This is a genomic window from Luteibacter sp. GL_149, from assembly GCF_057834065.1.
The window spans coordinates 1,646,194-1,662,083 of record NZ_CM174395.1 but is presented as its reverse complement, the minus strand read 5'-3'; the positions used below and the strand labels follow the sequence as shown (position 1 = coordinate 1,662,083).

Annotated in this window: 12 protein-coding genes and 3 tRNA genes; 4 read left to right on the top strand and 11 right to left on the bottom strand. The window is 64.7% G+C overall.

Translation table 11 applies throughout. The features are described from left to right. Positions 1–114: 114 nt before the first annotated feature. Complete coding sequence (locus tag AC3IR3_RS07510) at positions 115–456, top strand: 4a-hydroxytetrahydrobiopterin dehydratase (RefSeq protein WP_489196305.1); 342 nt, start codon at positions 115–117, stop codon at positions 454–456. Between the two features lies 1 nt (position 457). After that, entirely contained in the window at positions 458–1,876 is a 1,419-nt protein-coding gene (locus AC3IR3_RS07505; protein WP_489196304.1) for a CPBP family intramembrane glutamic endopeptidase, read from the top strand. Here the strand turns inward: AC3IR3_RS07505 and AC3IR3_RS07500 are convergent. Further along, positions 1,873–2,817, bottom strand: a complete 945-nt coding sequence (locus AC3IR3_RS07500; RefSeq protein ID WP_489196303.1) for an RluA family pseudouridine synthase — start codon at positions 2,815–2,817, stop codon at positions 1,873–1,875. The genes AC3IR3_RS07505 and AC3IR3_RS07500 overlap by 4 nt on opposite strands. 360 nt (positions 2,818–3,177) lie before the next feature. On the opposite strand from AC3IR3_RS07500, the gene AC3IR3_RS07495 reads away from it, so the two are divergent. Continuing rightward, the gene (locus tag AC3IR3_RS07495; protein ID WP_489196896.1) at positions 3,178–6,549 is read left to right on the top strand and encodes a ribonuclease E/G; all 3,372 of its coding nucleotides are present in this window, start codon (positions 3,178–3,180) and stop codon (positions 6,547–6,549) included. Between the two features lie 365 nt (positions 6,550–6,914). On the opposite strand, the gene AC3IR3_RS07490 is transcribed toward AC3IR3_RS07495, so the two are convergent. Next, positions 6,915–7,568, bottom strand: coding sequence for a response regulator (locus AC3IR3_RS07490; protein ID WP_132141358.1), 654 nt, complete (start codon positions 7,566–7,568; stop codon positions 6,915–6,917). A gap of 317 nt (positions 7,569–7,885) precedes the next feature. On the opposite strand from AC3IR3_RS07490, the gene AC3IR3_RS07485 reads away from it, so the two are divergent. Continuing rightward, on the top strand, positions 7,886–8,176 hold the full coding sequence (locus AC3IR3_RS07485; protein ID WP_489196302.1) for a hypothetical protein: 291 nt from the start codon (positions 7,886–7,888) through the stop codon (positions 8,174–8,176). A gap of 188 nt (positions 8,177–8,364) precedes the next feature. Here AC3IR3_RS07485 and AC3IR3_RS07480 read toward each other — a convergent pair. From AC3IR3_RS07480 to pheA, 9 genes are all read right to left on the bottom strand, one after another. Then, positions 8,365–8,451: transfer RNA gene (locus AC3IR3_RS07480), tRNA-Leu, on the bottom strand. Between the two features lie 47 nt (positions 8,452–8,498). Beyond that, a tRNA-Cys gene (locus tag AC3IR3_RS07475) sits at positions 8,499–8,572 on the bottom strand. 76 nt (positions 8,573–8,648) lie between these two features. Beyond that, positions 8,649–8,724: transfer RNA gene (locus AC3IR3_RS07470), tRNA-Gly, on the bottom strand. Positions 8,725–8,771: 47 nt separating this feature from the next. Continuing rightward, positions 8,772–9,377 carry a CDP-diacylglycerol--glycerol-3-phosphate 3-phosphatidyltransferase gene (gene pgsA / locus AC3IR3_RS07465; protein WP_489196301.1) on the bottom strand — a complete coding sequence of 202 codons (606 nt, stop codon included), beginning with the start codon at positions 9,375–9,377 and terminating at the stop codon, positions 8,772–8,774. Between the two features lie 17 nt (positions 9,378–9,394). Beyond that, a complete protein-coding gene (gene uvrC / locus AC3IR3_RS07460; RefSeq protein WP_489196300.1) occupies positions 9,395–11,233 on the bottom strand; it encodes an excinuclease ABC subunit UvrC in 1,839 nt (612 codons plus the stop codon). A 208-nt stretch (positions 11,234–11,441) separates the two neighbouring features. Next, positions 11,442–12,230, bottom strand: a complete 789-nt coding sequence (kdsB, locus tag AC3IR3_RS07455) for a 3-deoxy-manno-octulosonate cytidylyltransferase (RefSeq protein ID WP_489196299.1) — start codon at positions 12,228–12,230, stop codon at positions 11,442–11,444. 111 nt (positions 12,231–12,341) lie between these two features. Then, positions 12,342–13,649, bottom strand: coding sequence for a 3-phosphoshikimate 1-carboxyvinyltransferase (gene aroA, locus AC3IR3_RS07450; protein ID WP_489196298.1), 1,308 nt, complete (start codon positions 13,647–13,649; stop codon positions 12,342–12,344). Continuing rightward, positions 13,646–14,758 carry a histidinol-phosphate transaminase gene (hisC, locus tag AC3IR3_RS07445; RefSeq protein WP_489196297.1) on the bottom strand — a complete coding sequence of 371 codons (1,113 nt, stop codon included), beginning with the start codon at positions 14,756–14,758 and terminating at the stop codon, positions 13,646–13,648. Before hisC ends, aroA begins: the two co-directional genes overlap by 4 nt. Next, a complete protein-coding gene (pheA, locus tag AC3IR3_RS07440) occupies positions 14,755–15,855 on the bottom strand; it encodes a prephenate dehydratase (protein WP_489196296.1) in 1,101 nt (366 codons plus the stop codon). Before pheA ends, hisC begins: the two co-directional genes overlap by 4 nt. Between the last annotated feature and the right edge of the window lie 35 nt (positions 15,856–15,890).

Below are 15,890 nucleotides of genomic sequence, written 5' to 3'. Positions count from 1 at the left end.
ACGTGACCGGAGAAACAGCACCAGTTTAGTACGGATTCAATCTGGATGCGCCGCTTTGACATTTCAACGGCAACCTTCGACGCTTCGCATCCCCTTCGATGCCACGGACCGACCATGAGCGCCCACGACCTCGCTTCCCAGCACTGCCAGCCGCGCAAGGGCGCCGAACACGCGCTGGACCGCGCCCGTATCGACGAACTGCTGGCCAGCCTTCCCGGCTGGACCGTCACGCCGGATGGCAAGGCAATCGTGAAGGATTTCCGTTTCGACGATTTCCATCGCACGCTCGGTTTCATCAACGCCGTGGGCTTCATGGCCAATCGCGAAGACCATCATCCCGACATCGAAGCGGGCTACGGCCATTGCCACCTGCTGTGGTCCACCCACGATGTCGGCGGCCTGTCGCTGAACGATTTCATCTGCGCCGCCCGCGTCGAGGCCCTGCTCGCCCGCTGACATGCGCATCGGCCGCGCGACCGCGCTGATCGTCGCCTTGCTGCTCGCGGCGGGCACCCTCGCCTGCCTGCCCCGGCTGGCGGCGTGGATCGTCGGTCGCGACGTGGTCGCCCAGAGCGAACGCGAGCGATCCGCGTACGAGCACGGCCAATCTCCCTGGGCGTGGACCTTCCGATCCGCGGACGACCTCGTCGCCGGTCGCGTATTCGGGCATGCGAGCATCGCTGGATTGACGGACGGACTCACCCTCACGGACGGGGACGGCTCGCCGGTCGAGCTGGGCCTGCCCCTGATCCGTGCTATCGACCTGACGCAACTCCCCCGGCTTCGCCTCGACATGTCGGCACCGCCCGGCACGTCGCTAAGGCTCGCCGTACGCGAGCGACTGGATAGCCCGGTGGTCACGACCGACGCCGCGACCTTCGGCCCGGCGCCGGCGCCGGCGCCATTCGTCGTACCGCTCTCCGGACTATCGTGGAAAGACGAGCATGGCCGCGACACCGCCACGCCAGCACGAGCCGCCATGTTCCGGCTGGTGCTGCCCATGGCGCCCGGGGCCACGATTACCCTGCGAGCCGCCGCTTTCCAGCCCGGCTCGCCTCCCGCCCCCGAACTGACCCGCAGCATCGCGCTGCCGCCGGCAAGCGATGCCGAAACGTTGCTGCGCTGGCGCGACACGCTATGGGAAGGACAACCGACGACGATGTTCGGCCCGGCGACGACTCGCGTGCCGGCTACAGCGGTAAACGCCGGCTATCGGGACTGGATCGCGCTGGCTTTGTACCTCGCCGGACTCCTCTGGCTTTCATGGCGACCACCGGCGTCCAGGACCGGCAAAACGCTCGAAGCCGTCGCCGGCATGCTCGGCCCCCTGTGGCTGATCGCGGGCATGCGGCTCGATGCCCATCCGTCGGTGCCTGCTGTCGCCTGCTTTGCGGCGGGAATCGTGTTCGCGGGCGCTCTGGCCACCCGGCGACGGCTTCCCCCATGGACATGGCTAGGTTCGCCGACCGCCCTGACCCTTCCCTTATTGGCCATACCCGCCGCCACCTTGCTGGTGGCACTGCTCGGACACACTCCCGTGTGGCCGCCGGCGGGACGCATGCTCCTTTATGTCGGATGGGCCCTGCTCCAGCAGTGGCTGATGCTTGCCGTGACCGCCGCCCTGCTGGATCGCCTGCTGCCACGCCCACTGACCCTGCTGGTCACGGCGCTGGCATTCGCGCTGCTGCACACGCCGAACGGCTCGCTGATGCAGCTGTGTTTTATCGCCGAACTCGGCTGGGCCTGGTGCTTCCTGAGATATCGCGCACTGCTGCCTGTCGCCCTGGCCCACGCGGCCAGCGCCGTGCTGTTGCAGGCCGGCCTAGCGGGTGGCGTGCTGCGCTCACTGGAAGTGAGCGCACGATTCCTCAATTAAAGCTTGTCGAGGAACGCCTTCAGTTCGTCGGGCAACGGCGAGGAAAAGTCGTACGACCGGCCATCCAGCTCGAAGCTCATCCGCGACGCGTGCAGGAACATGCGCTTCAGCCCCTTGGCGCGGAATTTCTTGTTGGCTTCTTCGTCGCCATATTTCGGATCGCCGGCAAGGGGGTGGCCGATCGACTGGGCGTGCACACGGATCTGGTGGGTACGGCCGGTACCGAGGATCGCCTCCATCAGGCGGGCGCCCGAGTACTGCTCCAGCTCCCGGAAGAAGGTCAGCGACGGCTTGCCCGCGTCGTCCACCCGCACGATCCGTTCGCCGCCGTGGAGGACGGACTTGAGCAGAGGCTGGTTCACGTCGAATTTGGCCTTGCGCGGGTGGCCGACCATCAGGCACATGTACTGCTTGGTCACCTCGTTCGCACGAATCAACGCCTGGAGCCCGGTCAGGCCGGCGCGCGTCCGGGCGAACACGAGTACCCCGCTGGTATCGCGATCGAGGCGATGGACCAGCTCCAGGTGTTCGTTCGGGCGCGCGGCGCGCAGGAGCTCGATCGCGCCATGGCTCACGCCGCTACCGCCGTGGGCGGCAATGCCGACCGGCTTGTCGATCACGAGGAAGTGCTTGTCCTCGAAGATGATCGAGTCGGTCACCGCACGGACCATGCCCGAGGGGGCCGCTCCGGTGGATTCCTTTTCGGCAATTCGTACGGGTGGAATTCGCAGGATGTCGCCCAGCGCCAGCCGCGTGTCGGGCTTGGCCCGTTTGCCGTTGATACGTACCTGGCCGGTCCGGAGAATCCGGTAAATCAGGCTGCGGGGAACACCCTTCAGCAACGTGACCAGGGCATTGTCCACCCTCTGCCCGTCGCGCTCGGGACCGATTTCCAGCTGCCGCACACCTTGGGCGCCGTCGAGGGAAGTTGCCGTCTGCATTGATAAAACTCGAAATTGATAGGATACTCGGCGAGCGCCAAGCCTCGCCTGCGGAGTACATCCCTCGTGGGGCGCCCGTCCGTCGCGTCGGCGAGGATTGCGCCGTACCCGCCCTGAAGGCGGCCGGTCGCAGCTCCCTTTCATCGTAACGGTTCGGGTCGCTGTTGTCCGGTTCTTCCACAGGGATGCGGGCCCGGTTGCGAAGCGCAATGCCAAGAATCACGCCGGGACCAGGCATCGGTCCCGGGACCTTATGCCGCTTCACGCTTCACCGCTGCGGCGCGATCCCCGGCAGGCCGCCATAAGGCGCCACCGCGGCGCGCGGCCGCGCGGCAAGGCCGAGGAATTACAATGAAACGCATGTTGATCAACGCGACTCAGCGCGAAGAGTTGCGCGTGGCCATCGTCGATGGCCAGAATCTTTACGATCTCGATATCGAAATACCGTCCCGCGAACAGAAAAAGGCCAATATTTACAAAGGCCGCATCACCCGCGTCGAGCCCTCGCTCGAAGCCTGCTTCGTCGATTACGGCGCCGAGCGCCACGGTTTCCTGCCGCTCAAGGAAATCTCCCGCGACTACTTCCTCGAAGGAAGCAAGGGCAACAACATCCGCGACCTCCTCAAGGAAGGTCAGGAAATCATCGTTCAGGTCGAGAAGGAAGAACGGGGCAACAAGGGCGCCGCCCTGACCACGTTCATCAGCCTCGCCGGCCGTTACATGGTACTGATGCCCAACAATCCCCGTGCCGGCGGCGTTTCGCGCCGCATCGAAGGCGAGGATCGTCAGGCACTCAAGGAGGCCATGGAGCACCTGAACGTCCCCGACGAAATGGGTCTGATCGTGCGTACCGCCGGCATGGGCCGCGACGCCGAGGAACTCCAGTGGGATCTCGATTACCTGCTACAGCTGTGGAAGTCGGTGTCGTCCGCCGCCAGCTCGCAGAAAGCACCGTTCCTGATTTATCAGGAATCGAAGCTGTTCATCCGCGCCCTGCGCGACTACCTGCGTAACGATATCGGCGAAATCCTGGTGGACGAGGAGTCGCTGTTCAACGACGCACGCGATTTCGTGCAGCAGGTCATGCCCAACAACCTGCGTAAGCTCAAGCTGTACCAGGACCCGACCCCGCTCTTCTCGCGCTATCAGATCGAAACGCAGATCGAGAGCATCTTCGAACGCAGCGTGCGCCTGCCGTCGGGCGGCTCGATCGTCATCGACCAGACCGAAGCCCTGACCGCTATCGACATCAACTCGTCGAAAGCCACCAAGGGCAGCGACATCGAAGAAACGGCGTTCAACACCAACTGCGAGGCGGCGGTCGAAATCGCCCGTCAGCTGCGCATCCGCGATGCCGGTGGCCTGATCGTCATCGACTTCATCGACATGGATAGCCCGCGCCATCAGCGCGAGGTGGAAGAGAAGCTCAAGGAAGCCCTAAAGGCGGACCGCGCCCGCGTCCAGATCGGTCGCATTTCGCGCTTCGGCCTGCTCGAGATGTCGCGTCAGCGCCTGCGCCCGAGCTTGGGCGAAGCCACGCAGATCGTATGTCCGCGCTGCGAGGGCCATGGCCATATCCGCAGCGTCGAGTCGCTGGCCTTGTCGACCCTGCGCCTCATCGAAGAACACGCGATGAAGGAAAACACCGGGCAGGTCCTGGTGCAGGCGCCGCCCACTGTCGCCAACTTCCTGCTCAACGAGAAGCGCGCCAGCGTCGTCGAAATCGAACTGCGTCACAGCGTGCATGTCGTCGTGGTCGCGGACGACAAGCTGGATACGCCGCACCTCGAAATCACCCGCATTCGCGAAGCGGACATGGGCGAGCACAGCAAGCCGAGTTATGAGCGCGTCACTCCCGTGACAGCCACCGCCCTTCCGAAGATGGGCCAGGCGCTGGGCAGCGGCGAGCAGCCGCTGGTCACCGGCGTGGTGCCGTCCACGCCCGCGCCCGTTCGCGAAGAAGCCGACGAATCCGCCGCGGCGCCGGCTGTCGCCGCACGCTCCGCGAAAGCGCCGGCACAGGGTGGCGGCCTACTGGCCCGCATCGCGAGCTGGTTCCGCAGTGCCGCCGCCGCGCAGCCTGCCGAAGAAAATTCGCCGAAGCGCAAGGACGGACAGCAGGGTCAGCGCGGTCCGAGGCGCGAGGAGCGCGGCAACGCACAGGGATCCGGTCGCCAGAACGCGCAGCAGCGTCAGTCGCAGCGCGGCGGCAAGGATCAAGCCCCGCGTGGCCAGGGCCAGTCCCCGAAATCGAAGCAGCCGCGTGGAGAGCGTAGCGAGCGCGGCGAACGTGGCGAGCGTCCGGAACGCCAGGAACGCGACAATCAACCACGCAACGCGCAGGCGCAGGCCGGCGGTCGCCAGGCCGGTCGTCCCGAGCAGGCGCAGGCTGGCGAGCCGCGCAAGCAGCAGCCCAAGGGCGAGCGTCCCGCACAGCAGCGTCAGCCCGGTGAAAAAGCGCCGGCCGCCGCTACCGACGCGGCTATCGAGAAAGATAAGATCGCGGCATTGACCGCGGCAGACGATGCACCGGCGACCGACGAAGTGCGGGGCGCTGTTGCAGCCGACGCGCCGACGCAGGCCGACGCCACGAAGGACGCCGAGGGCGGTCAGCGCCGTCGTCGTGGCCGTCGTGGCGGCCGTCGCCGCCGTCGCCAGGACGAGCCGGGGCAGTTGAACGCAAACGATCAGGCGGACGGTAACGATTTCGACGACGAGGACGGCGACGACAACGACGCCCCCGCGGCCGCACCGCGCACCACCGAACGTCCCAGCACCAGCGTACCGCCTGTGCTCGACACCGCCGAGGCTTCGAGGAATGCATTTGCTGTCGAGACTCCGGTCGCCGACACCACGACGCCTGCCTTCCGCCATGACGCGGAAACGAAGCCCGCCGCGCCCATTCCCGCACTGAGCCTGCCCGCACTGCCACCGCTGCCGCCGATCCCTGGCGCTGCGACGAAGCCCGCGCAGACGACGCTCGATAAGCCGGCTGTTGCCGCACCTGTCGCTGCCGTTGTGACCACGACCACGCCTGCCGATTCGGCGGACGCTCGCACGACCGAACGCGATCAGACCGAATCCACCGCACCGCTCGCCGAACCGGCGAAGCCGGTCACCGTGGCGACGCATGTCGCGCCGGTAACGACTCCGACGGCACACGTCGCACCCACGGCCGTGACACCCTCTGTCCCGGCAACCGAGGCGCCGTCGGCGACAATCGCTCCATCCGAAGCCAAGGCCCCGGTTGTCGCGTCGACTTCGACTGAAGAAGGCAAGGCTCCGGCCGCTTCGGTTCCGGAACCGGCTATCCCGGCTGCAGCGACGACTTCCATCCCGTCGACGCCTTCCGCTACGGCATCGGTTCTGGATGCGCCTGCGCGCGGCATCTTGCCCGTCGCCGACGAGGTCGTGGAGAAGACCTCTGTCATCGAGAACGCACCCAAGGCCGTTTCGGCGCCGGTCACTCCCTCCGAAGAGTCGATACCGAAGCCCACCCCCGTTGCGCCGATCACGCCGAAAGCTCCCGAAGCATCCAGTGTGCCGCCCGTGAGTCACGATACGGCCGCGCCACGCGAGAACGCCGCGAATGAGCCGAAAGCTCCTCCCGCGGCTCCCGTCACTCCCGCCTGGGCTCCGCCAGCGCAAGGCGATCTCCTGACGCGTCCGCGCCAGGAACCGGTTGCATCGCCTCCGTCCGATGCATCCAGGAATGCGGCACGGGACGAGTAACGCGTCCAGTCAGTACCAGAATGACAAAGAGGCCGGGCATTGCCCGGCCTCTTCGTTTTCGATGGCCTCGCTCGGCACTCCTTCGATCCTGACGGTCTCTTACGGGAGCGCGCTTGAAGGCGATCCGAAGCGGAGCGGAAAGCTTGCTCCTTCGATGACGCGGGCGGTCTGCTAGCTGGACTTCGGCGATCGTTGGCGTTTGGCTGCGCAGGGATCGCGCGCAAGCGCGCTCCTACAACACCCCGCACGCCCTCAACCACAACGTACCTGCAACGTCACCGCCGAATCGGATGCGACTATCCCGCAGGAAAAAAAAACGCCGGACGCGTCCGGCGTTTTTCAGTCATCAGGTGTGAGCTAAACGCTCAGGCCCCCACCTGATGATTGTGCGTATCGAGCAGCCCATGTACCGTCATCAGATGCGCAAGCCCAACGATGTGATCCACGTGCAGCTTCTCCATCAGTCGCTGCTTATACGTTGAAACCGTCTTGGGACTGAGGTTCAGGCGCTCTCCGATCGAAGTGAGAGGCATGCCGCGCACAAGCATCATGGCGACTTCCATCTCACGGCTGGACAACGTATCGAACGGCGAATCGGATCCGTCGAGCGTCGCGAGCGCCAGCTGCTGGGCAACCGCGGGGGCCAGATAGCGGCGTCCCGAGGCGACCTGGCGAACGGCACTGCTCAACTCGTCCGCGGTACAACCCTTCGTGAGATAGCCCAACGCACCGGCATCGAGAAGGCGCTTGGGAAACCGGGCATCGTCGACCACCGTGAGAATGACGATATTGGTGCGTAGCTTGGCGCGCACAACGCGCTCGGTCAGTTCCACGCCGCTCATACCTGGCATATGGACATCGACCAGAGCGATATCCGGCGCCAGAGAACGGATGAGGCGAAGCCCCTCTTCGGCCGTTCCCGCCTCCCCGCGGATTCGAACGTCGGCGTGTTGCTGCAAAATCATCCTGAAGCCGGTGCGTACCAGCTCGTGGTCATCGACAAGTACCACGTTAATCATGTGAGTGCCCTCCCTGGGCCGACGGTATCTCGGTTACGCCCGGCTGACCGGAAAAAATCTGATATGCCATACAATGACAGATGTGTAGGCCCTACAGCCAGCGTGGACATATAATGGACGTTGCAGCTGTAACTATCTAGCGGCCGACGCCCATGCCGACAACGTGACATGGCCTGAGGATCGTGTCATCTTCTCGCCCACAGACATGCGCGGGAATGCGCCATCCAACATCTGGCCCGCTAGTTTCAGAACAGCGCCCCCAGAGGTCTCGCAGCTGCTACGCGAGTCCAGGACTCACTACAAGGAATGCTTCATCCATGGAAGATCGGACCTACCTGCTCGGTAAAGTCGCCGCGCTCGAAGCGGCACTCAAAGCAGCCATGGCAACCCACCCCGAGCCCGAAGCCCTCATCGAAGCGGTTTCACTGGCAATGACGGCCTACACGCCGGACAGCGACCCTGTCGATATCCGCTCGTTCGCCGAGGGCTGGATGGCCATCGTTACCCCGCTGCTGACGGATCAGGCATTGCGTGACAGCTACCTCGATCCACCCGAGCGCCCCCTCCCCGTTCGCCGCCCCTCGTCCCGATCCCGCTCTTCGCACTAAGGGAGACATAACGGTCACGTCGCGCGCACGGCTCCATGAGCGCGCGGCAATCATCGTGCGTCTTGAGTCGAGCGATAGCGGCAATCCGCTGATTCGACGGTATGCGATAGCCATGAGATTGCAACAATGCGGTATGCGCACGGCAGCGTCGGCGCCATCGATTTGGACGTCCGAAAAACTATCCACCCTGGTGCCCGGAGTCGGACTCGAACCGACATACCCTTGCGGATGAGGGATTTTAAGTCCCTTGCGTCTACCGATTTCGCCATCCGGGCATAAAGAAAAGGCGCCCCTGCTTGCCGCAGGCGCGCCTTGGATGCGATGGAGGCCTGGGTCGGAATCGAACCGGCGTACGCGGCTTTGCAGGCCGCTGCATGACCACTCTGCCACCAGGCCATCGCGCGCAGCGCGAGAGTACCTCGCTACGCTTAAAAAACAAAACCTCGGTTGTCCGAGGTTTTGTGGAATTACTTGGAGCGGGAAACGAGACTCGAACTCGCGACCCCGACCTTGGCAAGGTCGTGCTCTACCAACTGAGCTATTCCCGCGTCGTTGTCCAGCTATTTTAGATCAGGACGAGATTGTGTCAAGCACCTTACGGCGATTTTTTTTCACTTTCGTCCAACATAACTGAATCGGCACTCAGGCTCGGCCACGCAGCGCGCAGATAGCCCAGGCCCGACCAGATGGTCAGTATACCCGCGACGACCAGCAGGGCTTCGCCGATGTGGTACAGGCGCAACGTCTCCGCGTCGTGCTGCAACAGCAGTACGACAAGCGCGACCATTTGCATCACCGTTTTCAGCTTGCCGACGAATGCAACCTGGACCGTGGACCGCGCCCCGATCTGCGCCATCCACTCGCGCAACGCGGACACGCTGATTTCGCGACCCACGATAATCGACGCGGTGACCGCCATCAGCACGCTCTGCCAGCCGCCCGGATGCGACTGCACCAGCAGGAACAGCGTGACCGCGACCATGAGCTTGTCCGCCACCGGATCGAGGAACGCACCGAAGGGAGAGGTCTGATTGAGACGCCGCGCGAGAAATCCGTCGAGCCAGTCGGTCACGCCCGCAAGGACGAACACCAGGGCGGCGGTGAGGTTATGGCCTTTGAACGGCAGATAGAACACAACGACCATGACCGGTAACAGCAGTACGCGGAAGATGGTTAGCCAGGTCGGCAGGTTGATACGCATGGTCGGGTGATTCCGGATTAGGGGTGCAGCATTGCATAGATGCGTTCGGCGAGGCCGCGATCAATACCCTTGACCGTCATCAATTCCTCGACGCCCGCCGCTTCGACACCGGGCAGGCCACCGAACGCCTTGAGCAGCGCGGCGCGGCGGCGCGCGCCGATGCCCGCAACATCCTCAAGCGTACTTCGTTCGCGCGCGGCTTCGCGCCGGCGGCGATGCCCGCTGATAGCGAAACGGTGGGCTTCGTCGCGCACGGCGGCAACAAGATGCAGCGCCGGGGACGACGAGCCCGGATGCAGGGTTTCGCCACTGTCCGCCAGGACCAGCGTCTCTTCGCCCGCACGACGCCCGGGGCCTTTGGCCACGCCGACGACGCGGATACCTTCGACACCCAGTTCCCGCAGCACGTCCAGTGCTTGCGCAACTTGCCCGGTGCCGCCATCGATCAGCAGGACATCCGGACGCGCACCGCCCTCTACTACTTTACGGAAGCGTCGCGTCAGCGCCTGATGCATCGCGGCGTAGTCGTCGCCCGGAGTAATACCTGCGATATTGAAGCGACGGTAGTGCGATTTCTCGGGGCCTTCCGGACCGAATACCACACAGGACGCCACGGTGGCTTCGCCGCGCGTATGACTGATGTCGAAACATTCGAGTCGCCGTGGCGACTCGGGCATATCGAGTACCCGCTTCAGATCGTCGAAACGCGCTAGTAACGTGTGCCGGCTGGCCAGTCGCGACGTCAGCGCGGCGGAGGCATTGCGCTGGGCCATTTCCAGGAAACGTGCCCGTTCGCCGCGAACGCTGGGCTTCAGTGTTACCCCATGGCCCGCGTGCTCGGACAGGACGCCGGCCAGTATGTCGGCGTCCTCCACCGGATCGCTGAGGATAAGTTCGCGCGGCACCTGACGGTCGAGGTAGTACTGGGCGATGAATTGCGCAAGCACGTCGCCGACCGTCGAGTCCATCGGCAGACGCGGGAAAAAGTCGCGAGACCCGAGACTGACACCGTTGCGAAAAAAAAGAACGCTGACGCAGGCTATGCCCGCTTCCATACAGCAGGCGATGACGTCCATATCCGCACTCGCACCCTGCACGAAGTGCTGGGCCTGCAGCCTGCGCAGCGCCGCCACCTGATCGCGCAGCGTGGCGGCGCGCTCGAAATTGAGCGCGGCGCTGGCCTTTTCCATCGACGTCGCCAGTTCGTCGATGACCGCACTGCTGCGCCCTTCCAGGAACATCTCCGCGTGTCGCACGTCGTTGCGATAATCGTCGACGTCGATCAACTTGACGCAGGGCGCGCTGCAACGGCCGATCTGATGCTGAAGACACGGACGCGACCGGTTGCGGAAGTAGCTGTCCTCGCACTGGCGCACCTTGAACAATTTCTGCATCAGTCCGAGGCTCTCACGCACGGCGAACGTGCTCGGATACGGACCGAAGTAACGTCCCGGGCCCGATTTCGCGCCACGATGGAAAGCAAGCCGCGGATAGTCCTCGTTACCCGACAGATAGATGTACGGATAACTTTTGTCGTCGCGCAGGACGATGTTGTATCGCGGCTTCAACGTCTTGATGAGCTGCGATTCGAGCAGTAGCGCCTCGCCCGCCGTACGCGTCAGCGTGACCTCCGCCTGAGCGATCTGCGACACCATGGCCGCGATGCGCGGTTCCATACGCGGCTTGAGGAAGTAGCTGCCTACCCGCTTCTTGAGATTCGCCGCCTTGCCGACGTAGAGCAGCTCGCCGTCGGCGTCGAAATAGCGATACACGCCCGGCGACGTGGTGAGGTTGCGAACGAAGGATTTACCGTCGAACAGGTGCGGGTCGGACGGCTGCGGCTGGGTCGGCTCCATGCCGCTATTTTAGCGCGTACGGGATGAATGCCGCGATCCGTGAACGGCCAAAGACCGGTGTGGATATATCCACACCGGTCACCATCCCTGGAGAGCCGCCCGTCCCTTGAAGCAACGGCGACGGAGACAAGGTTACGGTGTGCTACCCGCAGCGTATGTCGGGCTTTTCCGACATTCGGCCAGGCGCCGGCTGATCTCGCGGCCTATGTCAGGCAGAAGGATTGGCAGTGACCCAGGCTTCGGCACGGGCCAGGTCGGTGGCGGTGTCGATTCCCGGGGGGAACGGCTCGGGCGATACCCGCACGGCGATGGCATAGCCGTGCTCCAGCGCGCGTAGCTGCTCCAGGGCCTCGATCCGCTCCAGCGGCGTGCGCGAGAGCGCAGCGAAACGGCGCAGGAAACCCGCGCGATACGCGTAGATGCCGATATGGCGAAGAAAACCGGCATCCTCGGGCAGACGATCGCGCGTCGCCGCGAAAGCGTCGCGTGGCCAGGGGACGGGCGCACGGCTGAAGTAGAGGGCGCGGCCGTCGTCCGCCTGCACGACCTTGACGACGTTGGGATCGAACAGCTCGTCGACCGAATCGATGGATGTCGCGAGCGTCGCCATGGGCGCATCGGAGGCGGCCAGTGCACCGACGACGGCACGGATGCCCGCCACCGGCGCGAATGGTTCGTCGCCTTGCAGGTTGACGATGATCGTATCGTCGGGCCAGCCGAAATGATCGGCCGATTCGGCGATCCGGTCGCTGCCCGACGCGTGATGCTCTCCGGTCATGCAGACCAGGATGTCGCCCCCGCATCCCCGGAGCTCGTCCGCTACGCGGATGTCGTCGACGGCAACGACCACCTGCGCCGCACCCGCTTGCGCCGCGCGGCGCGCAACGCGGCGAATCATCGACTCGCCGCCGATGGACGCGAGCGGCTTACCCGGCAGACGCGTGGAAGCGTAACGCGCCGGAATGACGACAACGAAGGGAGGGATTTTCTCGGACATGCGCACCTCGCTGCGGGGAGGTGAAGCGTAGCGCTATCGAGGTTGCGAGGATATCCGGAGTTACCGGCTTCCTGTAGGAGCCCGCTTGCGGGCTCCTACGAGTGGGCGTCGTTAATCTGCCTGCGACAGCGCGAAACCCACCCCGTTCGCCAGCTCCATGAATCCCGGGAACGATGTCGCCACATTCGCGCAATCGCCAATGGCGATCGGCGCGTCGGCCACGAGACCGGCCACCGCGAAAGCCATCGCAATACGATGGTCGCCGTGGCTATCGATGCTGCCACCCCCGATACGGCCACCGACGATCATCGCGCCGTCCGGCAGTTCCTGGATGTTGACGCCACAGGCTATCAGTCCGGCCGCCATGCTCGCGATACGATCGGATTCCTTGACGCGCAATTCCGCCGCGCCGCGAATCGTGGTCATGCCCGTTGCCGCGGCAGCGGCGACGAACAGCACCGGGAACTCGTCGATCATGTCCGGAACGATGTCCAGCGGCAGCGCTACACCATGCAGCCGCGCATACCGCACGATCAGGTCGCCCACGGGCTCTCCGCCGCTTTCCCGTTCGTTCTCGACGTCGATATCGGCACCCATCAGTTCCAGCGCGGCAAGCAGACCCGTCCGCCGCGGATTGAGTCCGACCGAACGAAGGCGAAGCGCCGATCCGGGCACGATGCATGCGGCGACGATGAAAAACGCCGCCGACGAAAAATCCGCCGGCACGTCCACGTTGGTCGCGTGTAGCGAATGCCCGCCCGTGAGACGCGCCTTACCCGGCGAAAACTCGATCGGCCAGCCGAACGCGGACAGCATGCGTTCGGTGTAGTCGCGCGTGGGATGGGGCTCGACCACGTCGGTCGTGCCTTCGGCATACAGCCCCGCCAGCAGCAGCGCCGACTTCACCTGCGCGCTGGCAACCGGCAACGTATAGCTGATGCCACGCAGCGACGCACCGCCGCGAATACGCAGCGGCGGCAGACCGTCGTTCGTGTCGATGGTCGCACCCATGCTGGCCAGCGGGTCGGTGACGCGGCGCATGGGGCGCTTCGACAACGACTCGTCGCCGATCAGGGTCGAATCGAACGCCTGCCCCGCCAGCAAGCCGGCGAGCAGACGCATGCCCGTCCCCGCGTTGCCGCAATCCAGAGGTGTCGTGGAAGCACGCAGGCCATGCAAGCCCACGCCATGCACCACGCGTTCGCCGGGAGCCGGTGTCTCGAAGCGAACGCCAAGATGACCGAGGATCGTCGCCGTGGCGCGTGTGTCCTCGCCTTCGAGGAATCCGCGGATATGCGTGACGCCATCCGCCAGCGCGCCGAACATCAGCGCACGATGGGAAACGGACTTGTCGCCCGGTACGGTCACGTCGCCTTGCAGCGGCGCGCCTTGTTTGCTCAGCCAGTCCACGCGGCTCATGACAGGTTCTCCAGAAGACGTTGCAGCTCGTCGCGGCTGCCGATACTGATACGCACGGTATGCGGCAATCCATAACCGCCCATGGGCCGGACGATCACGGCATGCTCGAACAGATGCCGCTCGAAATTCGCGGCGTCGCGACCGAGATCGACCAGAAGGAAATTCGTCTGCGACGGCAGGACACGCAGGCCGCGCCCGGTAAGTGCATCCGCCAGCCATGCACGATCGCGCTGGTTGACCTCGCGCACGCGCGCCCGGTGTTCGTGATCGCCAAGCGCCGCTTCCGCGGCAGCCAGCGCGACCGCGTTGACGTTGAACGATTCGCGCAGCCGCTCGCACACGGCGGCGACCGACGGATGACTGAGCATGTAACCGATGCGCAATCCAGCCAACGCGTATGCCTTGGAGAACGTACGCGTCACGATCAGATTGGGATACCGATCGAGCAGGTGCAGCCCTGTACTGAGGCCCGCCGCGTCGACATATTCGTGATACGCCTCGTCGACGACGACCAGCGTGTCGGTCGGCACGCGCGCGAGGAAGTCTTCCAGTGCGGCGTCCGTGAACCACGTGCCGGTAGGGTTGTTCGGATTGGCCAGATAGACCAGGCGCGTCGAGGCATCGACGGCATCGGCGATGGCATCGAGATCGTGCCCGTACGGCGCATCGGGATGATCGGGCGCCAACGCGGGCACGCGCACGGCAGGCGCGCCGGCCGCGGCGGCCGCGATGGGAAACACCGCGAATCCGTATTGCGAATGGACCACGGGATGTTCCGCATCGGCAAAACACTGCGCCAGCAACATCAACAGTTCGTGCGAGCCGTTACCGAGCGTGATGCGATCGACCGATATGCCCAGTTCCGCCGACAGCGCATGCTTGAGCGACGCCCCCAGCGGATCGGGATAACGCCAGACATCGTTGAGAACCGCCGTGGCCGCTTCCATCGCACGAGGGCTGGGTCCCAGCGGATTCTCGTTCGACCCCAGTTCGGAAAGCACGCCGCCGAAACGCTGGCGCAGCGCCGGCAGATCGTGGCCCGGATCGTAGGCACGCAGGGCCGACGTCGCGCGATTGGCGAGCGCGGCCGCATCGAAAGCGGCGGTCATGGCAGGGCGACGGGGTAGGAACCCAGCACGCGCACATCGGCGGCGGCGGGCTTCATTTCCTCGAGCGCGGCCTGCACGGCCTCGTCTTCCACATGGCCGGATACGTCGATGAAGAACGCGTACTGCCATTTGCCCGTATGCGCGGGGCGCGATTCGATGCGATTCATGCTGACGTCGTGGCGTGCCAGTGGACTCAGCACGTCGTACAGCGCACCGGGCTTGTCGCGCACCGTGACCAGCAGCGACGTGCGGTCGTTACCCGAACGCGGAAACAGCGAGCGGCCGATAACGAGGAAGCGGGTGGTGTTGTCCGCGCGATCCTCGATGGGACCGGCCACGGTCTTCAGACCGTAGACGCGCCCCGCCGTTTCGCCGGCGATCGCGGCCGAATCGTCCGCCGTCCGCGCCATACGCGCGGCCTCGGCATTACTGGACACCGGAATGCGTTCCGCATTGGGCGCATGCATGCGCAGCCAAGCCTGGCACTGCTGCAACGACTGCGGATGCGAGTAAATGCGCTTCACGTCTTCCAGCTTGCCGGACAACGACAGCAGGTTCTGGTGGACGCGCAGTTCGACTTCGCCGCAGATCGTCGCCTTGGATACCAGGAACATATCCAGCGTCATCTGGATCATGCCCTGCCCCGAATTTTCCACGGGAACCACGCCGAAATCGGCGTTGCCGGCGGCCACTTCCTGGAACACTTCCTCGATACTGCCCAGCGGCAGACCGTAAGCGGCATGGCCGAAATGCTTGCGCACGGCCTGCTCGCTGAACGTGCCTTCGGGTCCGAGGAAGCCGATTTTCAGCGGCTGCTGCTGCGAAAGACAGGAGGACATGATTTCGCGGAACAGACGCACGAGTTCGCCGTCGGGCAGCGGACCGTCGTTGCGGTCGATCACTCCGCGCAGCACCTGAGCTTCCCGTTCGGGTCGGTAATACTCCACCGCCGCCTTCAACGGGCCCTTGGCCCGGCCGACCTGCTGTGCCCATTGGGCGCGCTCGCTGATGAGCTGTTGCAGTTGCTGGTCGATGCTGTCGATACGCGTACGCGCTTCGGCCAGCGTGGCTTGCTTATCCGTGGTGGGTTTGCTCATGGACGTCTTTGAAGTCGTGGAGGGTGAACGTGGCC